This window comes from Streptomyces coffeae (genome assembly GCF_016741875.1).
In the GTDB taxonomy this organism is placed as follows: Bacteria; Actinomycetota; Actinomycetes; order Streptomycetales; family Streptomycetaceae; genus Streptomyces; species Streptomyces coffeae.
Window position 1 is genome coordinate 31,180 of record NZ_JAERRF010000026.1, and the last position, 23,603, is coordinate 54,782.

Genomic DNA, 23,603 nt, shown 5'->3' on the forward strand with positions numbered 1-23,603 from the left:
ACCTTCTCCGAGGTCTGCCGCCGGGCTACGGCCTCAGAAGCCGAAGTCCTGGGTCCACCAGGGGCCGTCGCCGTCGAAGTGCGCGCCGACACCCATGGTCGTGTACTCGCAGTTGAGGATGTTGGCGCGGTGGCTGGAGCTGTCCATCCACGTGTCCATCACATCCTTCGCGGTCGACTGGCCGCGGGCGATGTTCTCGCCGCCCAGGTCGACGATGCCCGCCCGCTCGGCGCGCTCCCAGGGGCTCTCGCCGTCCGGGTTGACGTGGTCGAAGAAGTCGCGCAGCGACATGTCGTCGCTGAAGTCGTCGGCCAGCTGGGAGAGTTTGGGGTCGAGGGTCACCGGTGAGCAGCCGACCTTCGCGCGCTCCTTGTTGACGCGCGCGAGGACCTGCTTCTCGGCCGCCGCCTCCCGGCCGCCCGCCTTGTCCGGAGCGCTGGTGTCCGCCGGCGGATCGGCGGGCTTGCTCGGCGGAGGGGTGTCCCGGTCGTGGTCCGAGGAGCCCTTGCCGCCGCCGCGGCCGCGGTCATGGTCCCCACCGCGGTCCGAGGAACCGGGCGAGCCCGGCCGGTCGGACGGCGAAGTGGACGGAGTGGAGGGCCTGGAGGGCTCGGAGGGCTTCGAGGGACTGGTGGACGGCGCCTGGGAGCGGTCGCCGCCCTGGCCCGCCGGGACCTGCCCGGGCAGCGAGGGGGACGGTGACTGGGTGCCCTGGGGTCCCAGACCGGTGTCGGCCGGACCCTCCGCCTGCACCTGGCCGGCGGAGTCATTGCCCCCGCCGATCTGGTGACCGCCTCCGGGGAGCAGTCCGGAGGCCATCGCCACCGCGCCCACCGCGACGGCGGCGGACATGCCCAGCAGTCCGGTCCGCACCGGCGCGAAGGCGCTGCGGTGCGCCCCCCGGTGGCGGCCGGATCGCGGGGGAACTACCGCGGGACCGGGGGCAGATCGTCGATGGCGGCCCATCTCCTGCCTTCCTTATGTGCTCAGTATGTGCTCGGCTGGAATTGTGTCACTCATGTGGGCGACTCATGAACCACTCGTGTGGGTGAGTGTTGTTGACGCCGGACTGTACGCCATGAGGCCCCTATCCGGCGTGCTGACCGGCTAATTGGCCCGTTAGCGTGCACCCATGAACGAAAGAGTCCGTCTCACCGTGTGGGTCCGCGGCCAGGTCCAGGGAGTGGGCTTCCGCTGGTACACCCGGGCCAACGCGCTGCGTATCGGGGGCCTCGTCGGCTTCGCCTCCAACCTCTCCGACGGGCGGGTGCAGATCGTCGCGGAGGGCCCGCGGCCGGAGTGCGAACAGTTGCTCGACTGGCTGCGGGACGGCGACACGCCCGGCCGGGTCGACGGTGTGACCGAGATCTGGGACACACCGCGAGGCGGCTACGACACCTTCGAGATCCGCTGACGGACCCACCGGAATGATCCTCTCCGGGGTCCGTCGACCGCACCATCCGCGCCAGCTGTGAGCAGAAATCGGCTGATGGTTGCCAACGGCGCCACTCCGTGGAAGGCTGCGGAGTCACGGAAGATCTTCGTCACCGCGGGGCTCTTTCTGGAGAGAGCGGCAGTGTGTGCCGCCGGAATGCTCTCGTCCCCCGCGGCCTGGGCAGCGTGTGATCGTGTTGACCCTCAAACCAATTGGTGAGACGCTGGAAGTCCCCGCGCACCTTAACTTGTCCGCCAGGCAGCACGGTAGTACGGGCAGACATCGCGGGTGCGATCCCTCACGACCCACACCGCTTCGGTCGGTCACTCATTGTGGAGGACCATCCATCATGGCAAAGGCGCTTCTCGGTTACGTCGGCGGCTCCGACCCCCGAGTCCTCGCCGAGATGCGACGGCTTCAGCAGCGCGTTCAGGATCTTGAATCCGAGATCATTCGGATTCAGGCCGAGAATGACGCGCTGTCCGCCGCCGCTCATCAGAGCGACTCGCTGCTCGAAGGCATCGACGTATCCCAGGCGGAGCCTGCGCTCGCCTGACCCAGCCCCAGGGCCGGTCGGGCTGCATCGTCAGCCGCTTGAGAATCTTCAAGGGACGCCTCGGCGTCCCTTCGTCGTGTCTCCGCGTTCCTTCCGGGTTTTCCTTACCGACTGATGTGCCCCTCCCTCTCGTCGGTGAAACCGATCTTTCCTGAAACCCGGAAAAAGCCGGGACGCGCCCGCGCCGCCCCGTGCCGGGGACGATGCCGGGCGGAAGGCGGGAGGTAGAGTCCAACGGCGTGCACCTGAAGAGCCTGACTCTCCGAGGCTTCAAATCCTTCGCCTCCGCCACGACGCTCCGCTTCGAGCCGGGTATCACCTGCGTCGTCGGCCCCAACGGCTCGGGCAAGTCCAATGTGGTGGACGCCCTTTCCTGGGTCATGGGCGAACAGGGTGCCAAGTCCCTGCGCGGCGGGAAGATGGAGGACGTCATCTTCGCCGGGACCACCGGCCGCCCGCCGCTGGGCCGCGCCGAGGTCTCCCTCACCATCGACAACGCCGACGGTGCGCTCCCCATCGACTACGCCGAAGTCACGATCACGCGGATCATGTTCCGCAACGGCGGCAGCGAGTACCAGATCAACGGCGACACCTGCCGACTGCTGGACATCCAGGAGCTGCTGTCCGACTCCGGCATCGGCCGGGAGATGCATGTCATCGTCGGGCAGGGCCAGCTCGACGGCGTACTGCACGCCGATCCCACCGGCCGCCGCGCCTTCATCGAGGAGGCCGCGGGCGTCCTCAAACACCGCAAGCGCAAGGAGAAGGCGCTGCGGAAGCTGGACGCGATGCAGGCCAACCTCGCCCGCGTCCAGGACCTCACCGACGAGCTGCGGCGCCAGCTCAAACCGCTCGGCCGCCAGGCCGCCGTCGCCCGCCGGGCCGCCGTCATCCAGGCCGATCTGCGTGACGCCCGGCTGCGGCTGCTCGCCGACGACCTGGTCACCCTGCGCAAGGCGCTGCGCGCCGAGGTCGCCGACGAGGCTGCCCTCAAACAGCGCAAGGAGGCGGCCGAGGCCGAGCTGCGGGCCGCGCAGGCGCGCGAGGCCGCGCTCGAGGAGCAGGTGCGGCAGCTCACGCCGCGGCTGCGGGACGCCCAGCAGACCTGGTACGAGCTGTCCCAGCTCGCCGAGCGGGTGCGCGGCACGATCAGCCTCGCGGACGCCCGTGTCACCAGTGCCACCTCCGCCCCCGCCGAGGAGCGGCGGGGCCGCGATCCGGAGGACATGGAGCGCGAGGCGGCCCGGATCCGGGAGCAGGAGGCCGAACTCGAAGCCGCGCTGGAGGCGGCCGGCCGGGCCCTGGAGGATACCGTCGCCCACCGGGCCGAGCTGGAACGTTCCCTGTCCCAGGAGGATCGCCGGCTCAAGGACGTGGCCCGCGCCATCGCCGACCGCCGTGAAGGGCTCGCCCGGCTCCAGGGCCAGGTGAACGCCGCCCGCGGCCGGGCCGGTTCCGCCCGGGCCGAGATCGAACGGCTGGCCACCGCCCGGGACGAGGCCCAGGCGCGGGCCGTCGCCGCGCAGGAGGAGTACGAGCAGCTCCAGGCCGAGGTGGACGGACTCGACGCGGGCGACGCGGCATTGGCCGAGCGCCACGAGGCGGCGAAGCGGGAGCTGGCCGAGGCGGAGACGGCCCTGAGTACGGCCCGCGAAGCCGCCACCGCCGCCGAACGCGAGCGGGCGGCCACCGCCGCCCGGCATGACGCGCTGGCGCTCGGGCTGCGCAGAAAGGACGGCACCGGCGCCCTGCTGGCCGCCTCCGACCGGCTCACCGGCCTCCTCGGCCCCGCCGCCGAACTGCTCACCGTCACCCCGGGCTTCGAGGTCCCGGTGGCCGCGGCCCTGGGCGCCGCCGCCGATGCCCTCGCCGTCACCGACCCCGCCGCCGCGGCGGATGCCCTGCGGCTGCTGCGCGCCCAGGACGCGGGCCGCGCGGCCCTCCTGCTGGGTGCCTCCACGAGCCCGGCCGACCGGGCCCCCCTGGCCGCCGCCCGCGAGACCCATGGCGCGTCCGTGGCCCAGGACGGCGTCCACGCGACCGAGCCGGAGGGCGGCCTTCCGGCGGGCCCGGGGGCCGAGCGCGGGAGGTCCGTCCCGGACCCGGCCGATCCCGGCTCGGGCGCGACGCCCTCGGCTCCGGCCGCGCCCGCCCACCCGGGGGTCCCGGCCCCGCAGACGCCGTCCGCCGACCGTGATGGGGCGGCGTCCGGGCGCGGCCCGGCGGTCGCGGAGCCGGATCGGTCCGGTGCGCCCGCGCCCGTCGTCCCCGGAACGCGGTCCGGGGCGGACGGGGGTGAGGACGATGTCCTGCGAGTGCCGCATCCCGCTGAGCCCGGGGGCGGTTCCGGGGGCGAGGTCAGTGTTCCCGGGGCGCGGACGGGGCCGGGGGACGCCGACGGTCCGCCGCGCGTGGTGGATCTGGTGGGCGGGCCCGAGGGGCTGCTGCCCGCGCTGCGCCGGCTGCTGGACGGCATGGTCGTGGTGCCCACCCTGGAGGACGCCGAGGAACTGGTCGGGCGGAAGCGGGAGTTGACGGCCGTGACCGCCGAGGGCGATCTGCTCGGGGCGCACTTCGCGCAGGGCGGGTCCGCCGGGGCGCCCAGTCTGCTGGAGGTGCAGGCGTCGGTCGACGAGGCCGCGGCGGAGTTGGAGGAGCTCGCCGTACGGTGCGAGGAGCTGGCCGTGACGCAGCGCGCGGCGGGGGAGCGGCGCACCGCGTGTGTGGCCCTCGTCGAGGAGCTGGCGGCCGGGCGCAGTGCGGCCGACCGGGAGAAGTCGCAGGTCGCGCAGTCGCTCGGGCGGCTCGGCGGACAGGCGCGCGGGGCCGCGGGGGAGGCCGAGCGGATGACCGCGGCCGCCACCCGGGCCGAAGAGGCGCTGGAGCGGGCGGTCGAGGAGGCCGAGGAGCTCGCCGAGCGGCTGGCGGTGGCGGAGGAGGAGCCGGGCGAGGAGGAGCCGGACACCTCGGTGCGGGACCGTCTCGCGGCGGACGGGGCCAACGCCCGGCAGACCGAGATGGAGGCACGGCTCCAGGTCCGTACCCATGAGGAGCGCGTCAAGGGGCTTGCGGGGCGGGCGGACGCGCTCGACCGGGGCGCACGCGCCGAGCGTGAGGCACGGGCGCGCGCCGAGCAGCGGCGTGCCCGGCTGCGCCGTGAGGCGGAGGTGGCCGCGGCGGTGGCGGCCGGTGCCCGTCAGCTGCTGGCGCATGTCGAGGTGTCGCTGGTGCGGGCCGAGGAGGAGCGGGACGCCGCGGAGCGCGCCAAGGCCGAACGCGAACGGGAGCTGGTCGCCGAGCGCAACCAGGGCCGCGATCTGAAGAGCGAGCTGGACAAGCTGACCGACTCGGTGCACCGGGGCGAGGTGCTGGGCGCGGAGAAGCGGCTGCGGATCGAGCAGTTGGAGGCCAAGGCACTGGAGGAACTGGGCGTCGAACCGGCCGGGCTGATCGCCGAGTACGGACCGGACCAGCTGGTGCCGCCGTCCCCGCCTGCGGAAGGGGAGGAGCTGCCGGAGGATCCTGAGCACCCCCGCAACCAGCCGGTGGCCTACGTCCGGGCGCAGCAGGAGAAGCGGCTGAAGGCCGCGGAGCGCGCGTACCAGCAGCTGGGCAAGGTCAATCCACTGGCGCTGGAGGAGTTCGCGGCGCTGGAGGAGCGGCATCAGTTCCTCAGCGAGCAGCTGGAGGACCTGAAGAAGACCCGGGCCGATCTGTTGCAGGTGGTCAAGGAGGTCGACGAGCGGGTCGAGCAGGTCTTCACCGAGGCCTACCGGGACACCGCCCGCGAGTTCGAGGGCGTCTTCTCCCGGCTGTTCCCGGGCGGGGAGGGGCGGCTGATCCTCACCGACCCCGAGAACATGCTGACCACCGGGGTGGATGTGGAGGCCAGGCCGCCGGGCAAGAAGGTCAAGCGGCTGTCCCTGCTGTCCGGCGGTGAGCGGTCGCTGACCGCCGTGGCGCTGCTGGTGTCGATCTTCAAGGCGCGGCCGAGCCCGTTCTATGTGATGGACGAGGTCGAAGCGGCGCTCGACGACACCAACCTCCAGCGGCTGATCCGGATCATGGAGGAACTCCAGGAGTCCTCCCAGCTGATCGTGATCACGCACCAGAAGCGGACGATGGAGGTCGCCGACGCCCTCTACGGCGTTTCGATGCAGGGCGACGGTGTGTCGAAGGTCATCAGCCAGCGCTTGCGGTGACCGCTTCAACACTTGAAGTCAAGGCCCTATGAGGCGTGTCGCGATGCAGGGGTTGATTTCTTCGCCTCACCCTATTGACTTCGAAACTTGAAGGAATAGTCTCTGCAACGTTGCTTTTACCTTCAAGTGGTGGCCGACCTCTCGGCTCGCCTCCGCTGGAAGGGCCAGCCAGCCCCGACGTCCGGCAGCGCTGCCGGACGGGCCACAGGAGTTCACGTTGACCACCACCGTGCAGGCACAGCAGAGGTCCGAGGGCCGCAAGGCCCAGCCGGACCACCTCGGCCACGTCATCTTCATCACCGCCGCCGCCGCGATGGGCGGCTTTCTCTTCGGCTACGACAGCTCGGTGATCAACGGAGCGGTCGAAGCCATCCGCGGCAAGTACGACATCGGTTCCGCGGCCCTCGCCCAGGTCGTGGCGATCGCCCTGATCGGCTCGGCGATCGGCGCGGCCACCGCCGGCCGGATAGCCGACCGGATCGGCCGGATCCGCGTCATGCAGATCGCCGCCGTCCTGTTCACCGTCAGCGCGGTCGGCTCGGCCCTGCCGTTCTCGCTGTGGGACCTCGCCATGTGGCGGGTGCTCGGCGGTATCGGCATCGGCATGGCCTCCGTGATCGGCCCGGCCTACATCGCCGAGGTCGCCCCGCCCGCGTACCGCGGCCGTCTCGCCTCGTTCCAGCAGGCGGCGATCGTCGTCGGCATCGCCCTGTCCCAGCTCGTCAACTGGGGCATCCTCAACCTCGCCGACGGTGACCAGCGCGGCACCATCGCCGGTCTCGAGGCGTGGCAGTGGATGCTCGGTGTCATGGTCGTCCCGGCCGTCCTCTACGGGCTGCTGTCCTTCGCCATCCCCGAGTCGCCCCGCTTCCTGATCTCCGTCGGCCGCATCGACCGCGCCAAGGAGGTCCTGCGGGAGGTCGAGGGCAAGAGCGTCGATCTGGACGTCCGGGCCGACGAGATCGAGCAGGCGATGCGCAGCGAGCACAAGTCGACCTTCAAGGACCTGCTGGGCGGCCGCTTCGGTCTGCTCCCGGTGGTCTGGATCGGTGTCGGACTGTCGGTGTTCCAGCAGCTCGTCGGCATCAACGTGGCGTTCTACTACTCCTCGACGCTGTGGCAGTCCGTCGGTGTCGACCCGAGCAGCTCGTTCTTCTACTCCTTCACCACGTCGATCATCAACATCCTCGGCACCGTGATCGCGATGATCTTCGTCGACCGGATCGGCCGCAAGCCGCTCGCGCTCATCGGCTCGATCGGTATGGCCGTGTCGCTGGGCCTGGTCGCCTGGGCCTTCTCCGCGGACCTCGTGGGTGGCAAGCTGCCGCACACCGAGGGCGTGGTGGCCCTGATCGCCGCCCACGCGTTCGTGCTCTTCTTCGCCCTCTCCTGGGGTGTGGTGGTCTGGGTCCTGCTCGGCGAGATGTTCCCGAACAAGATCCGCGCCGCGGGCCTCGGTGTCGCCGCCTCCGCCCAGTGGATCGCCAACTGGGCCATCACCGCCAGCTTCCCGAGCCTGTCGGACTGGAACCTGTCCGGGACGTACCTGATGTACACGGCCTTCGCCCTGCTCTCGATCCCGTTCATCCTCAAGTGGGTGCCGGAGACCAAGGGCAAGGCGTTGGAGGAGATGGGCTAACCCCCCCGCCGCCCGCTCCTCGCACAGGAGAGCTGCCCCGCCTCAGTCCTTGAGGCGGGGCAGTACTCGTTCCGCGAACAGCCGCAGCGAACGCCGGCCCTCCTCCACCGGCATCCCGCCGCACAGCGGATGCAGCACCAGGCTCGTGAGTCCCTGCGACGCAAGGGCCACACACTCCTCGGGTGTGACCACCCGGTAGACGCCCTCCTCGCGCAGCGCCGCGGTGTCCTGGGCCCGGGAGCGCACCGCCGAACGCTGCCCCTCCGGCTGCCAGGACGCGTAGGTCCGTGCCTCGTGCAGCAGATGACGGCCGTACTCCGCCCAGACCCGGTCCGGATCCTCCGCCACATGCAGCAGCGCAGTGGTCTCCGGCGGCATCAGACACCAGCCCTCGGTGCCGTACTCCGCCCGCCGGGCGTGGTAGTACGCCTCCAGCTCCGGCAGATGGGCGCTGGGGAAGAACGGCAGGCCCAGCCGGGCCGCCCGGCGCGCCGCGGCCCGCGAGCCGCCGCCCACCAGCAGCGGCGGATGCGGCCGGGTGGACGGGCGCGGGGTCACCCGCACCGTACGGCCCCGGTAGCCGAACGGCTCGCCCGTCCACGCCGCGAGCAGCGTCTCCAGCGCCTCGTCCTGGAGCGCCCCGCGCCGCGCCCAGTCCCGTCCGTGCGCCGCGTACTCCTCCGGGCGGTAGCCGATCCCGGCCACCGTCACCAGCCGTCCGCCGCTCACCAGGTCCAGCACCGCGATGTCCTCGGCCAGCCGGAGCGGGTCGTACAGCGGGGCGATCAGGGCGGAGACCGTCACCGTGATCCGCCGGGTCGCGCCGAGCACCGCGCCCGCGAACACCAGCGGCGCGGGCAGCCAGCCGTCGGTGGACCCGTGGTGTTCCTCGGTCTGGACGGTGCTGATGCCCCGCTCGTCGGCGTAGGCCGCCATCTCCAGGGCGGCGCGGTAGCGGCCGGACAGGGAACCGGGGGTGGCGGCGGGATCGACGAGATTGAGCCGTACGACCGTGACGGGCATGGCGGATCTCCCCTTCGTCCCGGGCGGCGCCCGGGGGGAGTGCGACGGTAACTGACGATCCGTCAAATATCCATCGCCGTACGGCGGACGGGAGAGCCACCTGCGCCCGCCCCCGCGCACGGGCAGGCCGGGACGGATGACTCATGTGCCTGGGACGCGGGGCGGCCCATCGTGGACACGGCCCGCTCCGCGGGCCGTGTCCCGCACACATCCCGCAACCCAAGGAGCGGCGCGTGATGATCAGCACGGGGGAACCACACCTCATCACCGGGTCCGACATCGACGATCTGATCGTCCGGGTCCGGCTCAACGGCACCGGCACTCCGGAGGGCGACGCGGCACTCGAGGCCGAACTCGAAGCCGCCCGGACCTTCCTCTGCTCCCCCGGGAACCCCGACCCCGCCGTGGCCCGGCTGGTCCGGCAGCGGCTGGTGGTGATCGCCCTGCGCCACGGCGGCGCACTGCTGGCCAAACTGCTCGCCCGGCTCAGCTCCCGGGAGACGGCCATGGTCCGCCGGTACGCCCACCGGCTCGCCCGCTTCCTCGACTCGCTGGAGACCTGGGCCGCCCAGCCGATCATGCTCGCCCTGATGCGGATCGGCCTGTGCTACGCGGAGGCGGAGGACATCGCCGTCACCGTCCTGATGTTCGTGTGGTGAACCCCGCTCGCCCCCAACTCCCGCCGCCCTGAACGGAACGCGGGTGCTAGGAGGTCACCGGTTCGGGTGGGCCGGGGTTTCCTCGCACTTCAGCGCCGTGGCGACGGGTAGTGCACGGGGGCGAGAACAAGGAGATTGACCATGCGCCCTTCCCCGACCCGCGCGACCCTCGCGCTCGGCCTGCTCGCTGGAGCCGTCCTGTGGAACGCCGCCGCCTCCCCGGCCACCGCGTCCGGGAGTACCTCCTGGCGCGAGGCGGGGCACTTCGACACCAGCGGGGCGTGTCAGCGCGCGGGCAGGGAAGGGCTCCGCAAGAACAGGTGGGACGAGTACAAGTGCCGCCCCGGCCGCGGCGATGCGAACGTCACGCTGTGGGTGCGAGGCGGCCGGTCCCGCGCCGGAGCGCCGCACCACGCGCCCGCCCGCTGACATGAGGCGTGCCGCACTGCCCAAGGACCGCGCCGTCCAGGCCGCGGGCGGGGTGTCGGCGCTGTTCGTGGTGGTGCTGGCGGGCTGGCTCGCCGGGCTGCTGCGCGTCAACGACCAGTGGTTCTCGCTGACTTACCCGCGTCCGCGCGGCGCCGCCGTGCTGACCCGGATCGCCGTCGGCATCCCCGTCCTCGGGGTCGGGGTGCTGCTGCTCGCCGAACGGTCCGCCCGGCGCTACGGCAGCGTGCTGCTGGTGGCCGGAGCCCTGTGGCTGCTGCCCTCCGCCGTGGGCGAGTTGCTGGGCATCGCCGACCTCGGCACCACCGGCGCCGTGGTGTCGCTGCTGCTGGCCGCGGGAAAGATGGCCTGCCGCCCGCTGACCGTTCTGCTGCTGCCGCTGTGGCTGTTCCCGCGCGGTGCCCGTCGCCGGTGGCAGTGGTGGGCCATGAGCGTGGGCGCCTCCGCCTACTGGCTGGGCTACGCGGTGCTGTGGCTCATCAGCGAACCCCTGGTGGGCAGCGTCCCCAACCCCGCCTTCGGCACCGTTTGCGGACAGTGGGCCTTCGACCATCTGGGCACCTACGCCGAGGCCGAACCCTGGGTGCTGCGCACCGTGTCCGTCGCCGTGACCGCCGCCCTGTGCTGGCACGCCGCCGACTCCCGCGGCGCCGAACGCCGCGACTGGGCCCTGCTGGCCGCCGCCTACCCGGCCTGTGTCTCCCTGCTGCTCACCGAATGGGGCGAGGGCATGCCCACCATCGTCGCCCGCACCGTGGGCAGCGCGGTCTGGGCCGCCGCCATCTGCCTCGGCGTCGCCCGCACCGGTATATGGCGGCTGGACCGCTCCACCAGCCACCGCCTCGCCCGCGCCTTCGTCCTCACCTCCCTGGCCGCCGTGGTCGTCTGCGCCGTGGTCGCCGTCCAGGCCGGGATCCCCTCCGTCCGCAGCGGCGCCACCACCCTCACCGCGGGCTGTGCCCTCGTACTGGGCTGGGCCCTGCGGCCCAGCGCCCGCTGGCTGACCCTCCGCGTCGAGCGCGCCTTCTACGGGCCGCGCGCCCGCCCGCACGAAGCCGTCAGCGCCCTGGCCGTACGCCTCCAACAGGCCCCGCACCCGGGCGAGGTGCCCCAGCAGATCTGCCGCAGCGCCGTGGAGGACCTCGGCGTCTCCGGCGCCGCCGTCAGCGTCGACACCCGCGCCGGGCCACGGCGGCTGGCCGCCGCCGGAGCGCCGCTCACCGGCCCGGTGCAAACCTTTGTGCTGCGTCACCACGGCCGCCCCGTCGGCCGGCTCGAAGTCTCCCGCGACGCGTCCGGCACCCCCGCCGGACGCGACAGCGGGCTGCTCTCCCTCCTCGCGGACCAGGCCGCCCCCGCGCTCGCCGCACTGCGCCTGGCCGAGGAGGCCCAGGCGGCCCGGGAACGGCTGGTGCTCGCCCGCGAACAGGAGCGCCGCCGGCTGCGCCGGGAGATCCACGACGGCCTCGGCCCCCAACTCGCCGCCGTACGGCTGCGCCTGGACATCGCCCACACCTCCTGCGACCCCGGCCATCCCGCCCGCTCACAGCTGTGCGAGGCCGCCGAGACACTCGCCGAGGCCCTGGTCGAGGTGCGCCGGATCACCTCCGGGCTCGCCCCGGCCGCACTGGCCGACCGCGGACTGGCCGGTGCGGTACGGGACTTGGGCCACCGGCTCGGCGTCGACGGGCTGCGGGTCAGTGTGGGCAGCCGCCCCCTCGCCCTGCCGCCGCTGTCGCCCGGCGTCGAGACGGCCGCCTACCGCATCGCCGCCGAATCGCTGACCAACGCGGTACGCCACGCCCGGGCGCGCCAGGTGCACATCGAGCTGACCGCGGGCCCGGACACCCTCCAGGTGAAGGTCACCGACGACGGCAGCGGTCTGCGCGAGACCGCGGTGCCCGGCGTCGGCCTCGCCTCGGTGGCCGAACGTGCCGAGGAGATCGGCGGCTCCTGTACGGTGACCGGCTCGGCCACGGGCACGGTGGTGCACGCGGTGCTCCCGCTGGCCGGACCCGGAGAGGACGGCAACCCCGAGGCCCATCGCAAGAAGACGACAGGCCACGAATCCTGCGGCGCCCGCACCGCGGTCCCGGCGCCCCCACCGGGGCCGCCACCATCGCGCGGAGCGCCCGCGCCTCGGGGGGCACCTGAAAGGCCACCGGCGCCCCGCGCGGTCTCGTGGGAGGCGTCCGCGCCAGCAGGGCCCGCGTCGCCGGGCGAGCTCCTGCCCCCCGCAGGGCCAGTGCCCTCCGGACCGGCAGCACGCGCAGCCCACCGCGCGCCGGTGTCACCGGCGCTCTGCCCACCGGGCCGGAGCCCCGCGCCGCCATCGCCCACCGGGCCGCCGCCGGAGCCCGCTCCGCCCGCGCCGCTCGTGTCCGCCGACCCGTCCGCGCCTCAGGCGGCACACGAGAGGCCATCCGCGCCCCGCGCGGTCGCGTCTCCCGCGGCGGGCGCGCCCGCGCCGACGGCGGACGCGCACGCGGCGCGCGGGCATCCGGGGCACCCCATGAGTCCGTACCAGCCGGAGAGAGGACGCCGGGACGGTGACAGCTGACGCGGAGGCGCCGCAGTGGCGGGTGCTGCTGGTGGATGACCATCCGTTGTTCCGGGAGGGGCTGGCCGCGGCCGTCAATCTCGATGACGCGTTCAGCGTCGTCGGGCAGGCGGCCTGCGCGGACGAGGCCGTTGCCGAGGCGGCGCGGACCGGGCCCGATCTGGTCGTGATGGATCTCGGGCTGCCCGGGCGGTCCGGGCTGGAGGCGACGCGGCGGATCCTGTGCGGCCGTCCCGAAGCACGGGTGATGGTCATGACGATGTCCGAGGACGACGACAGCCTGCTGGCCGCCGTGCGCGCCGGGGCGCGGGGCTACCTCCTCAAGGGCGCGGGGCGGGACGAGATCCTCAGGGCGCTGCACACCGTGGCGCGCGGCGGCGCGGTGTTCAGCCCGCGGATGGCCGAACGGCTCGGGGTGCTGCTGGGCGCCTCCGCCTCGGCGTCCGCGAAGCAGGCGTTCCCCACCCTCACCGCGCGGGAGCGCGAGGTCCTGGATCTGCTGGCGCGCGGGCTCGGCTATCGCCAGATCGCCCAGCGGCTGGTGGTCACGGACAAGACCGTGCGCAATCACGTCGGGTCCATTTTCGCCAAGCTCCAGGTGCATGATCGCGCGCAGGCGATCGTACGCGCCCGGGAAGCCGGGCTCGGGGGCGAATGACTTCTCCGGCTCGTGGCTGATACTGGGTGCGTTATGGAATACGTCATCCTTGCTGTAGTCATCGCTGTGATCGCGGTCGCCGCGATCAGCGGGTTCGTGGTCACCAGCCGCAAGAAGAAGCAGCTGCCCACGGCCCCGCCGAGCAGCCCGTCCGTCACCGCGCCGCCCGCCGAACCGCATGTCGGCGAGGAGGCCGAAACCCCGCGTGAGGAACCGCGCAGGACCATCGAGGAGGTGGACCTGCCGGGGTCCGGCGCCCCGGCCGCGACGGCGGAGGCGCCCGCGCCCGCCGTGCCCGAGGTCCCGCCGGTCGAGGTTCCGGAGCCGACCGCCGGACGGCTGGTCCGGCTGCGCGCCCGGCTGTCCCGCTCCCAGACCACACTGGGCAAGGGGCTGCTGACCCTGCTGTCCCGGGAGCACCTCGACGACGACACCTGGGAGGAGATCGAGGACACCCTGCTGACCGCCGACGTCGGCGTCACCCCGACCCAGGAGCTGGTCGAGCGGCTGCGTGAGCGCGTCAAGGTGCTCGGCACCCGTACCCCCGATGAGCTGCGCGGGCTGCTGCGTGAGGAACTGCTGCACCTCATCGGCACCAGCGCGGACCGCACGGTGCACACCGAGAGCGGTGTGGGGGTGAACGGCGAGGAGAAGCCGGGCGTCGTCATGGTCGTCGGCGTCAACGGCACCGGCAAGACCACCACCACCGGCAAGCTGGCCCGGGTGCTGGTCGCCGACGGCAAGTCGGTCGTGCTGGGCGCCGCCGACACCTTCCGCGCGGCCGCCGCCGATCAGCTCCAGACCTGGGGCGAGCGGGTCGGCGCCCGGACCGTCCGGGGCCCCGAGGGCGGCGACCCTGCGTCGGTCGCCTTCGACGCCGTGAAGGAAGGCATCGCCGAGACCGCGGATGTCGTCCTGATCGACACCGCGGGCCGGCTGCACACCAAGACCGGTCTCATGGACGAGCTGGGCAAGGTCAAGCGGGTCGTGGAGAAGCACGGCGAGGTGGACGAGGTGCTGCTGGTGCTCGACGCCACCACCGGGCAGAACGGTCTGGTGCAGGCGCGGGTCTTCGCGGAGGTCGTGGACATCACCGGCATCGTGCTGACCAAACTGGACGGCACCGCCAAGGGCGGCATCGTGATCGCGGTCCAGCGCGAGCTGAGCGTACCGGTCAAGCTGGTGGGTCTGGGCGAGGGCTCGGACGATCTCGCGCCGTTCGAGCCGGAGGCGTTCGTCGACGCGCTGATCGGCGACTGAGCGGGCCGGGGAGACCCCCCGGGGGTTCCCATGAGCGCGGGGCGGACCGGAGACTCTCCGGTCCGCCCCGCGCTCATGGGGCCCGGGTGGCCGGAGCCGGGAGGGACGGCTCAGGCACCCGCGCGATGGCTCAGATAGGCGAGCGTGCCCAGGACCAGCCGGGCGTGCGGCGGGCAGCCCGCGGTGTCCAGGGCCGGGGGGCGCAGCCAGCGGACCGGTCCGAGACCGCCGAGGTCGGAGGGCGGGGCGGTGATGTGATCGCCCGGCCCCAGACAGCGCAGATCCAGCTCGGCGTCGTCCCAGCCCATCCGGTAGAGCAGCTCGGGGAGCTCACGGGCGGCGCCGGGGGCCACGAAGAACTGCGCGCGCCCGTGCGGGGTGACCGCCACCGGCCCCAGCGGCAGCCCCATCCGCTCCAGCCGGACCAGCGCGTGGCGCCCCGCGTACTCCGATACCTCCAGCACGTCGAACGCCCGGCCCACGGGCAGCAGGACGGCGGCACCGGGGATCTCCTCCCACGCCGCCGCGGCGGCGTCGAGCGTCGCGCCCGCCGGGACGGGGGAGGCGAAGGAGAGCGGATGGGCGCCGGGGGAGGCGCAGTCGTCCGCCCCGCATGAACATTCGTTTCTGCCGGCGCCCGCACCGCGCGCCGCCCGTGCGCCCGGCACCACGTCCCAGCCCCACAGACCGGTGTACTCCGCCACCGTCGTGGACTCGGACATACGGCCACGGCGCCGTGAGGCGGACCGCATGTCCCGGATGCCGCCGATCGTGAAGCCCATGCCCCCTCCAACGGGTCGCGCACTCGATGGTTACGAGCCGGAGCGCGGTGATGACGCTCCGTCGCCGACACGGGAGCGACGACGGTGCGCTCCGGTGTGACGGGGGTGGTGGGGTGCGACTCATGCGCCCCGGTGTGCACCCCTTCACCGCCTCCGGTCGCCCCGGTGTCAAGTGAATCGTGTGAATCGGCAAAGGGGTTCATTCGAAGGGGTGGCGAATGGTGGCGTTTTTGCGAACCACCCCACCGGAGGCGTGATCGTAGGATTACTTTGAGTGCATGAACCCTGGGCCCCGTGCTCGGTGGAGCACGGCCTGAGCATGGGCAGAGTGCGGATCGGTACATGCCAGAGGCATAAGGCGGTTCGCGTCCCCGACGGTTGATGAGCCGTATCGCGGGGACAACTGACCGTGACAGAAGGCATTCTGGTGGCGGTTCGGGAAGACATGTGGGATGGGGGCCTTCCAGTGGGCGACAGCGGCGGCGGTGCTGAGAAGCGTCCCAACGCGCAGTTGGGCTCGTGGTTTGTGCGCAGCGGCTGGTCGAAGGGGGAGCTGGCGCGCCAAGTCAACCGCAGAGCACGGCAGTTAGGTGCTCATCACATCAGCACCGACACCTCGCGGGTGCGCCGCTGGCTCGACGGCGAGCAGCCGCGCGAGCCGATTCCGCAGATTCTCTCCGAGCTGTTCTCCGAGCGCTTCGGCTGTGTGGTGGGCATCGAGGACCTCGGTCTGCGCGCCGCCCACCGGTCACCGTCCGTGTCCGGAGTGGACCTTCCCTGGGCCGGGCCCGAGACGGTCGCGCTGATCGGTGAGTTCTCCCGCAGCGATCTGATGCTCGCCCGGCGCGGCTTCCTCGGCACCTCCCTCGCGCTCTCCGCGGGCCCCGCTCTGATCGAGCCGATGCAGCGCTGGCTGGTGCCCTCGCCCGCCGGACCGGTCGGCGGCGCGCATCCGGCGGACAAGGCGCGCTCGCGGCGCGTCTCCCGGCTCTCCGAGCCGGAGTTGGAGCTGCTGGAGTCCACGATCAAGATGTTCCGCGCCTGGGACGCCCAGTGCGGCGGCGGGCTGCGCCGCAAGGCGGTGGTCGGCCAGCTCCACGAGGTCACCGACTTGTTGCAGGAGCCGCATCCGGAGGCCGTGTCCAAGCGGCTGTTCAAGGTCGCCGGGGAACTGGCCGAGCTGGCCGGGTGGATGAGCTATGACATCGGGCTCCAGCCCACCGCCCAGAAGTATTTCGTCCTCGCGCTGCACGCCGCGAAGGAATCCGGGGACCGCCCGCTGGGCTCGTACATCCTCTCCAGCATGAGCCGTCAGATGATCCATGTCGGACGGCCCGACGACGCCCTGGAGCTGATCCACCTCGCCCAGTACGGCAGCCGGGAGAGCGCCACCCCGCGCACCCAGGCCATGCTGTATGCGATGGAGGCCCGCGCGTACGCCAATATGGGCCAGCCCAGCAAATGCCACCGCGCCGTGAAGATGGCCGAGGACACCTTCGCGGACCGCGCAGCGGGCGACGGCGACCCGGACTGGATCGGCTTCTTCTCCGAGGCCGAGCTCAACGCGGAGAACGCCCACTCCTACCGCGACCTCGCCTATGTGGCCGGGCGCAGCCCCACCTACGCACAGCTCGCCGAACCGGTCATGCGCAAGGCCGTGCAGCTCTTCGGCCAGGAGACCGACCACGGCGAGGGCGGCGGCCACCAGCGTTCGTATGCGCTCAATCTGATCGGCATGGCCACCGTCCACCTCCTCCAGAAGGAGCCCGAGCAGTGCGCGGCGATCGCGGACAAGGCGCTGCCGCTGGCCAAGCGGGTCCGCTCGGAGCGGGTGAACAACCGGTTGCGCAAGACCGTGGACACCGCGGTGCGCCAGTTCGGCGAGGTCCCGGAGATCGCCGCGCTCAGTGACCGGCTGGTGACCCTGCTGCCGGACACCCCCGAGGGAGCGGGCGCCACCCAGGCCGTCTGACGGAGCGCATCCCGAGGTGGCCGGACGGTAACGGAGCGATCGGACCCGGCGACGGCAGTTCATCGGCGCGTAACACTCCCGCGTCCTTCGTCACTGCCGTGAAACATCGAGTGGCATCGACTGAAACGGTGCTGCGCCAATCTCGTGGCGCATAACCGGCCCACTTGATGTTCTGCCCGCACGGGCCGTCGCTTCGAGGAGACGTCCACTTTGAATGGCGCAAATACCGCATTCGTATTGATCAGCGCCGCACTCGTGATGCTGATGACCCCTGGCCTGGCCTTTTTCTACGGCGGCATGGTGCGGGTGAAAAGCACCCTCAACATGCTGATGATGTCCTTCATCGCGCTGGGCGTCGTCTCCCTGCTGTGGGTGCTGTTCGGCTACTCACTCGCCTTCGGCGATGACATCGGCGGTGGCCTGCTGGGCAATTTCGACCACATCGGCTTCAAGGGCATCGACCCGACGTCGCTGTGGGGCGAGAAGCCCGACGCCGTGCCGGTCCTGGCCTTCGCGCTCTTCCAGCTGATGTTCGCGGTGATCACCCCCGCGCTGATCAGCGGCGCCGTGGCCGACCGCGTCAAGTTCGGCGCGTGGACGCTGTTCATCACCCTGTGGGTCACGGTTGTCTACTTCCCGGTCGCGCACTGGGTGTGGCAGGCCGACGGCTGGCTGTTCAAGAAGGAAGTGATCGACTTCGCGGGCGGCACGGCGGTCCACATCAACGCGGGCGCCGCCGGACTCGCCCTCGCCCTGGTGCTCGGCAAGCGCATCGGCTTCAAGAAGGACCCGATGCGTCCGCACAGCCTGCCCCTGGTGATGCTGGGCTCCGGTCTGCTGTGGTTCGGCTGGTTCGGCTTCAACGCCGGCTCGGCCCTCGCCGCCAACGAGACCGCCGCCAACATGGCCTTCAACACCCAGATCGCCACCGGTGTCGCGATGCTCGGCTGGCTCGCCTACGAGCGCATCCGGCACGGCGCGTTCACCACGCTGGGCGCCGCCTCCGGAGCCGTCGCGGGCCTGGTCGCCATCACCCCCTCGGGCGCGGCGGTCGACCCCTGGGGCGCGATCGTGATCGGCCTCGTCGCGGGCGTCCTCTGCTCCTGGGCCGTGAGCCTCAAGTACAAGCTGGGCTTCGACGACTCGCTGGACGTGGTGGGCGTCCACCTGGTCGGCGGCGTCGTCGGCACGCTCCTGGTCGGCGTCCTCGCCACCGACGGTGTCGGCGGCATGGAGCAGCTGGGCAAGCAGGCGCTGGGCGCCTTCACCGTGCTCGGCTACTCGTTCGTCGCCTCCTATGTCCTCGCCAAGCTCATCCACGCGACCATGGGATTCCGGGCCAGTGAGGACGACGAGGTCAGCGGCATCGACCAGGCGTTCCACGCCGAGACCGCCTACGACTTCAGCGGCGTCGGCGGATCGCCCCGCAGTACGGTGCCGACCGTCAGCAACTCCCACACCGGCGCCGCCGCGCCGCAGAAGACATCGCAGGACAAGAAGGTGGACGCGTGAAGCTCATCACCGCAGTGGTCAAGCCGCACCGGCTCGACGAGATCAAGGAAGCCCTCCAGGCGTTCGGCGTCCAGGGCCTGACCGTCACCGAGGCCAGCGGATACGGACGCCAGCGCGGCCACACCGAGGTCTACCGGGGCGCGGAGTACACCGTCGACCTGGTGCCCAAGGTCCGTATCGAGGTACTGGCCGAGGACGAGGACGCCGACGACCTCATCGAGGTCGTGGTCAAGGCCGCCCGCACCGGAAAGATCGGGGACGGAAAGGTCTGGAGCGTCCCCGTCGAGACCGCGATCCGGGTCCGCACCGGAGAACGCGGCCCGGACGCCCTCTGAGGGCCCGTACCGCCCTCTTGCACCGACCGGACGCCAGCGCACAGGGAGCCGAGTTGACGGACAGCGTCGAGACCACGACGGACCGCGTCGAGAACACGACCCGTCCCGTCAAGAACACGACGAACACGACGAACACGCCCCAGGGCTCGGTGCCCGGCGGCTACGCGGCGGCCCGGCTGCGACTCCTCCAGGAGGAGTCGCGGTCCGGGCCGCCGCGCCGTACCGCCCTCGCCGAACTCACCGACCAGTGGCTCACCGCGCTGCTCAGCGCGGGAGAGCGGGCCGCCGGGACCGGCACGGGCGTCTCGCTGGTCGCCGTCGGTGGCTACGGACGCGGTGAGCTGTCCCCGCGCAGCGACCTCGATGTGCTGCTGCTCCACGACGGCTCCGCGGACCGCGGCGCCCTCGCCGCCCTCGCCGACCAGGTCTGGTACCCGGTCTGGGACATGGGGCTCGCCCTCGACCACTCCGTCCGCACCCCCGACGAGGCCCGGAGGACCGCGGGCGAGGACCTCAAGGTCCAGCTCGGGCTGCTCGACGCCCGGCATATCGCGGGCGACCCGGCGCTCACCGCGGGCCTGCGCACCGCCGTCCTCGCCGACTGGCGGGCCCAGGCCCCCAAGCGGCTGCCCGAGCTGCACGAGCTGTGCCAGGAGCGCGCCCAGCGCCACGGTGAGCTGCCCTTCCTGCTGGAGCCCGATCTGAAGGAGGCGCGCGGCGGACTGCGCGACGCCACCGCCCTGCGCGCCATCGCCGCCTCCTGGCTCGCCGACGCCCCGCGTGAGGGCCTCGCCGACGCACGGCGGCGGCTGCTGGACGCCCGTGACGCCCTCCATCTGTCCACCGGCCGCGCCACCGACCGGCTTGCGCTCCAGGAGCAGGACCAGGTCGCGTCCGCTCTCGGACTGCTCGACGCCGACGCCCTGCTGCGCCAGGTCTACGAGTCGGCGCGGACCATCGGCTACGCCGGCGATGTCACCTGGCGCGAGGTCGAGCGGGTGCTGCGCGCCCGCTCCGCGCCCCGCCCCCGGCTGCGCGGGCTGCTCGGCGGCCGCGGCGGCCGGGCCGCCGGTGCGGGTGCGGACGCGGGGGAGCGCAGCCCGCTCGCCGAAGGCGTCGTCGAACAGGATGGCGAGGTGGTGCTCGCCCGTACCGCACGCCCCGAGCGCGACCCCGTGCTCCCCCTGCGGGCCGCCGCGGCCGCCGCCCAGGCCGGGCTTCCCCTCTCGCTGCACGCCGTACGGCGGCTGGCCGCCGCCGCGCACCCGCTGCCGGTGCCGTGGCCGCCCGAGGCCAGGGAACAGCTGGTCACCCTGCTGGGCGCGGGGGAGTCCACGGTCACGGTCTGGGAGGCGCTGGAGGCGGAGGGTCTGATCACCCGGCTGCTGCCGGACTGGGAGCGGGTGCGCTGCCGTCCACAGCGCAACCCCGTGCACCGCTGGACCGTCGACCGTCATCTCGTCGAGACGGCCGTCCGGGCCAGCGCGCTCAGCCGCCGGGTCGGCCGCCCCGATCTGCTGCTGGTCGCCGCGCTGCTGCACGACATCGGCAAGGGCTGGCCCGGTGACCACTCGGTGGCCGGGGAGACCATCGTGCGGGACATGGCCGCCCGCATCGGCTTCGACCGCGCCGATGTCACCGTGCTGGCCACCCTCGTCCGCCACCATCTGCTGCTGGTGGAGACGGCCACCCGACGTGATCTGGACGATCCGGCCACGGTGCGGTCGGTCGCCGACGCCGTCGGCGGGCCCGTCACGCTGGAGCTGCTGCACGCCCTCACCGAGGCGGACGCGCTGGCCACCGGTCCGGCGGCGTGGAGCGCCTGGCGCGGCTCGCTCGTCGCCGACTTGGTCAAGCGGGTCGCTGCGGTGCTGGCGGGCGAGCCCGGCGCGGACCGGACCGCCCCGCAGCAGACCACGGCCGAACAGGAGCGGCTGGCGATCGAGGCACGGCGCACCGGCGGCCCGGTGCTCGCCCTGCACACCCGGTCCGAGGCACTGCCGCCGGACGCGGGGGCGGCCGATGCCGACGGGGGTGATCAGCCGGGGCCGGAGCCGATCGGCGTCGAGCTGCTGATCGCCGTGCCCGATCAGCCCGGTGTCCTGGCCACGGCGGCCGGGGTGCTGGCGCTGCACCGGCTCACGGTGCGCGCGGCGGATCTGCGCGCCCTGGAGCTGCCACCGGAGCTGGACGGGGCGGGCGGCCCGGCCGCGAACGGCTCGGGCCGGGGCGGTGACGTCCTGCTGCTGAGCTGGCGGGTGGCGGCCGAGTACGGCTCGCTGCCGCAGGCCGCCCGGCTGCGCGAGGACCTGATGCGGGCCCTGGACGGTTCGCTGGACATCGTCGCCCGGCTCGCGGAGCGCGAGGCCGCGTACCGGAAGTACCCGCGCCGCCGCGGGGTGCACGCCCCGCCGCCGCGCGTCACGGTCGCCCCCGGCAGCTCCCAGCTCGCCACGGTGATCGAGGTCCGCGCCCAGGACGCGCCCGGCCTGTTGCACCGCATCGGCCGCGCCCTGGAGGACGCGGGGGTGACGGTCCGCAGTGCCCATGTCAGTACGCTCGGTGCCAACGCCGTGGACGCGTTCTACGTCACCGATACGGCCGGAGCGCCGTTGCAGCCCATCCGCGCGGCGGAGGTCGCCCAGGAGGTTCAGCGGGCACTGGGGTAGTGGGCCCCGTGTGAGGGCGCCGCGCCCGCCCCGCCAAGGGGCTGGTGCGGGACGATCGGGCCCGCCGGGCGGCGGAGCCGGGCCCGGTGGCCGTGGTTCCGTGCGGGGGCCGGTGGCGGGATGTGACCCCGGCGCGGCGGCCATGGCACGGGGGCAGACCGTTCGCGCGGCGGGCGGATACCCTTGGAGGCCGACCGCCGACCCGACAGCCGACCGAAGGATTCGCGACCACCGTGTTCGATACCCTCTCCGATCGCCTCGCAGCGACTTTCAAGAACCTCCGGGGCAAGGGCCGCCTCTCCGAGGCGGACATCGACGCCACGGCGCGCGAGATCCGGATCGCCCTGCTCGAGGCGGACGTCGCGCTTCCCGTCGTCCGGGCCTTCATCAAGCAGGTCAAGGAGAGGGCGACGGGCGCCGAGGTCTCCCAGGCGCTGAACCCCGCCCAGCAGGTCATCAAGATCGTCAACGAGGAGCTGATCGGCATCCTCGGTGGCGAGACCCGCCGCCTCCGCTTCGCCAAGCAGCCGCCGACCGTGATCATGCTGGCGGGTCTCCAGGGTGCCGGTAAGACCACGCTCGCCGGAAAGCTGGGCCGCTGGCTGAAGGGGCAGGGCCACGCACCGCTGCTGGTCGCCTGTGACCTCCAGCGCCCCAACGCCGTCAACCAGCTCGCGGTCGTCGCCGAGCGTGCCGAGGTCGCGGTCTTCGCCCCGGAGCCGGGCAACGGTGTGGGCGACCCGGTCAAGGTGGCCGAGGACTCGGTCGAGTTCGCGCGTACCAAGCAGCACGACGTCGTGATCGTCGACACCGCCGGCCGGCTCGGTATCGATGAGGAACTGATGCGGCAGGCGGCGGACATCCGCGACGCGGTCCGCCCGGACGAGGTCCTGTTCGTCGTCGACGCGATGATCGGTCAGGACGCGGTCAACACCGCCGAGGCGTTCCGTGACGGCGTCGGCTTCGACGGTGTGGTCCTCTCCAAGCTGGACGGCGACGCGCGCGGTGGTGCCGCGCTGTCCATCGCGCATGTCACCGGCCGCCAGATCATGTTCGCCTCCAACGGCGAGAAGCTGGACGACTTCGACGCGTTCCACCCGGACCGCATGGCCTCCCGCATCCTCGGCATGGGCGACATGCTCAGCCTGATCGAGAAGGCCGAGCAGACCTTCAGCCAGCAAGAGGCCGAGAAGATGGCGGCCAAGCTGGCGAAGGGGCCGAAGGAGTTCACGCTCGACGACTTCCTGGCCCAGATGGAGCAGGTCCGCAAGATGGGCTCCATCTCCAAGCTGCTCGGGATGCTGCCGGGCATGGGCCAGATGAAGGAGCAGATCAACAGCCTGGACGAGCGGGATGTGGACCGCACCGCGGCCATCATCAAGTCGATGACGCCCGCCGAGCGCCAGGACCCGAACATCATCAACGGCTCGCGCCGCGCCCGTATCGCGCGCGGTTCGGGTGTTGAGGTGAGCGCGGTGAAGAACCTGGTGGAGCGGTTCTTCGACGCCCGCAAGATGATGTCCAAGATGGCCCAGGGCGGCATGCCGGGGATGCCCGGGATGCCGGGCATGGGCGGCGGTCAGAAGCGCAAGGGCAAGCAGCAGAAGAAGGTCAAGGGCAAGCAGCGCAGCGGCAACCCCATGAAGCGCAAGGCCGAGGAGCAGGCGGCCGCGGCGCGCCGCGAGCAGGCGGGCCAGCAGGGCGGCGCGTTCGGCATGCCGGGCGGCCAGGGCGGGCAGGACTTCGAACTGCCCGACGAGTTCAAGAAGTTCATGGGCTGAGCCCACCAGGGCGAAAGCCCCGGCACCGGGCCCCTGCGTGGACAGCAGGGGCCCGGCGCGTTTCCCGGCCGGAAACCACCGGTCGGCTGGACAAGGACGGTCAGACGCGAACG

17 protein-coding genes are annotated in these 23,603 nt (G+C 72.5%); 14 read left to right on the forward strand and 3 right to left on the reverse strand.

The genetic code is table 11. The annotated features are described in order from the left end of the window. Nucleotides 1-33: 33 nt before the first annotated feature. Nucleotides 34-873 (reverse strand): CAP domain-containing protein, encoded by an 840-nt coding sequence (locus JK363_RS32050; RefSeq protein ID WP_307821949.1) that lies wholly within the window; start codon nucleotides 871-873, stop codon nucleotides 34-36. Nucleotides 874-1,132: 259 nt separating this feature from the next. Here JK363_RS32050 and JK363_RS32055 point away from each other — a divergent pair, with 259 nt between their 5' ends. From JK363_RS32055 to JK363_RS32070, 4 genes are all read left to right on the forward strand, one after another. After that, a complete protein-coding gene (locus JK363_RS32055) occupies nucleotides 1,133-1,414 on the forward strand; it encodes an acylphosphatase (RefSeq protein WP_176180424.1) in 282 nt (93 codons plus the stop codon). A 370-nt stretch (nucleotides 1,415-1,784) separates the two neighbouring features. Then, complete coding sequence (locus tag JK363_RS32060) at nucleotides 1,785-1,991, forward strand: hypothetical protein (RefSeq protein ID WP_201880683.1); 207 nt, start codon at nucleotides 1,785-1,787, stop codon at nucleotides 1,989-1,991. A gap of 239 nt (nucleotides 1,992-2,230) precedes the next feature. Then, nucleotides 2,231-6,193, forward strand: coding sequence for an AAA family ATPase (locus tag JK363_RS32065; RefSeq protein ID WP_201880685.1), 3,963 nt, complete (start codon nucleotides 2,231-2,233; stop codon nucleotides 6,191-6,193). 217 nt (nucleotides 6,194-6,410) lie between these two features. After that, nucleotides 6,411-7,832, forward strand: a complete 1,422-nt coding sequence (locus JK363_RS32070) for a sugar porter family MFS transporter (RefSeq protein ID WP_201880687.1) — start codon at nucleotides 6,411-6,413, stop codon at nucleotides 7,830-7,832. A 42-nt stretch (nucleotides 7,833-7,874) separates the two neighbouring features. Here the strand turns inward: JK363_RS32070 and JK363_RS32075 are convergent, their stop codons facing one another. Then, a complete protein-coding gene (locus tag JK363_RS32075; RefSeq protein ID WP_201880688.1) occupies nucleotides 7,875-8,855 on the reverse strand; it encodes an LLM class flavin-dependent oxidoreductase in 981 nt (326 codons plus the stop codon). Between the two features lie 236 nt (nucleotides 8,856-9,091). Here JK363_RS32075 and JK363_RS32080 point away from each other — a divergent pair, with 236 nt between their 5' ends. The 5 genes from JK363_RS32080 (at nucleotide 9,092) to ftsY (ending at nucleotide 14,439) form a co-directional block, all read left to right on the forward strand. Further along, nucleotides 9,092-9,514, forward strand: a complete 423-nt coding sequence (locus tag JK363_RS32080; RefSeq protein ID WP_215911478.1) for a YqxI family protein — start codon at nucleotides 9,092-9,094, stop codon at nucleotides 9,512-9,514. A 141-nt stretch (nucleotides 9,515-9,655) separates the two neighbouring features. After that, nucleotides 9,656-9,943, forward strand: a complete 288-nt coding sequence (locus JK363_RS32085) for a hypothetical protein (RefSeq protein ID WP_201880690.1) — start codon at nucleotides 9,656-9,658, stop codon at nucleotides 9,941-9,943. A 1-nt stretch (nucleotide 9,944) separates the two neighbouring features. Further along, nucleotides 9,945-12,521 carry a histidine kinase gene (locus JK363_RS32090; protein WP_236076269.1) on the forward strand — a complete coding sequence of 859 codons (2,577 nt, stop codon included), beginning with the start codon at nucleotides 9,945-9,947 and terminating at the stop codon, nucleotides 12,519-12,521. Beyond that, entirely contained in the window at nucleotides 12,511-13,179 is a 669-nt protein-coding gene (locus JK363_RS32095) for a response regulator (protein ID WP_201880691.1), read from the forward strand. The genes JK363_RS32090 and JK363_RS32095 overlap by 11 nt, the downstream gene beginning before the upstream one ends. A 33-nt stretch (nucleotides 13,180-13,212) precedes the next feature. After that, nucleotides 13,213-14,439, forward strand: coding sequence for a signal recognition particle-docking protein FtsY (gene ftsY, locus JK363_RS32100; protein WP_201880692.1), 1,227 nt, complete (start codon nucleotides 13,213-13,215; stop codon nucleotides 14,437-14,439). A gap of 110 nt (nucleotides 14,440-14,549) precedes the next feature. On the opposite strand, the gene JK363_RS32105 is transcribed toward ftsY, so the two are convergent. After that, complete coding sequence (locus tag JK363_RS32105; protein WP_201880693.1) at nucleotides 14,550-15,221, reverse strand: bifunctional DNA primase/polymerase; 672 nt, start codon at nucleotides 15,219-15,221, stop codon at nucleotides 14,550-14,552. Nucleotides 15,222-15,666: 445 nt separating this feature from the next. Here JK363_RS32105 and nsdA point away from each other — a divergent pair, with 445 nt between their 5' ends. From nsdA to ffh, 5 genes are all read left to right on the forward strand, one after another. Beyond that, nucleotides 15,667-17,193 (forward strand): transcriptional repressor NsdA, encoded by a 1,527-nt coding sequence (gene nsdA, locus JK363_RS32110; protein WP_201880811.1) that lies wholly within the window; start codon nucleotides 15,667-15,669, stop codon nucleotides 17,191-17,193. A gap of 210 nt (nucleotides 17,194-17,403) precedes the next feature. Further along, nucleotides 17,404-18,705, forward strand: a complete 1,302-nt coding sequence (locus JK363_RS32115) for an ammonium transporter (RefSeq protein ID WP_201880695.1) — start codon at nucleotides 17,404-17,406, stop codon at nucleotides 18,703-18,705. Further along, complete coding sequence (locus JK363_RS32120; protein WP_176180413.1) at nucleotides 18,702-19,040, forward strand: P-II family nitrogen regulator; 339 nt, start codon at nucleotides 18,702-18,704, stop codon at nucleotides 19,038-19,040. The genes JK363_RS32115 and JK363_RS32120 overlap by 4 nt, the downstream gene beginning before the upstream one ends. 149 nt (nucleotides 19,041-19,189) lie before the next feature. Continuing rightward, complete coding sequence (locus JK363_RS32125) at nucleotides 19,190-21,709, forward strand: [protein-PII] uridylyltransferase (RefSeq protein WP_307821953.1); 2,520 nt, start codon at nucleotides 19,190-19,192, stop codon at nucleotides 21,707-21,709. Nucleotides 21,710-21,942: 233 nt separating this feature from the next. Beyond that, on the forward strand, nucleotides 21,943-23,490 hold the full coding sequence (gene ffh / locus JK363_RS32130; RefSeq protein ID WP_201880699.1) for a signal recognition particle protein: 1,548 nt from the start codon (nucleotides 21,943-21,945) through the stop codon (nucleotides 23,488-23,490). The last annotated feature ends 113 nt before the right edge of the window (nucleotides 23,491-23,603 follow it).

Coding starts and splice junctions, on each gene's coding strand:
- JK363_RS32055 (WP_176180424.1), top strand. CDS start 1,133: ATGAACGAAAGAGTCCGTCTCACCGTGTGGGTCCGCGGCCAGGTCCAG.
- JK363_RS32060 (WP_201880683.1), top strand. CDS start 1,785: ATGGCAAAGGCGCTTCTCGGTTACGTCGGCGGCTCCGACCCCCGAGTC.
- JK363_RS32075 (WP_201880688.1), bottom strand. CDS start 8,855: ATGCCCGTCACGGTCGTACGGCTCAATCTCGTCGATCCCGCCGCCACC.
- JK363_RS32080 (WP_215911478.1), top strand. CDS start 9,092: ATGATCAGCACGGGGGAACCACACCTCATCACCGGGTCCGACATCGAC.
- JK363_RS32085 (WP_201880690.1), top strand. CDS start 9,656: ATGCGCCCTTCCCCGACCCGCGCGACCCTCGCGCTCGGCCTGCTCGCT.
- JK363_RS32090 (WP_236076269.1), top strand. CDS start 9,945: ATGAGGCGTGCCGCACTGCCCAAGGACCGCGCCGTCCAGGCCGCGGGC.
- ftsY (WP_201880692.1), top strand. CDS start 13,213: ATGGAATACGTCATCCTTGCTGTAGTCATCGCTGTGATCGCGGTCGCC.
- JK363_RS32105 (WP_201880693.1), bottom strand. CDS start 15,221: ATGGGCTTCACGATCGGCGGCATCCGGGACATGCGGTCCGCCTCACGG.
- nsdA (WP_201880811.1), top strand. CDS start 15,667: ATGTGGGATGGGGGCCTTCCAGTGGGCGACAGCGGCGGCGGTGCTGAG.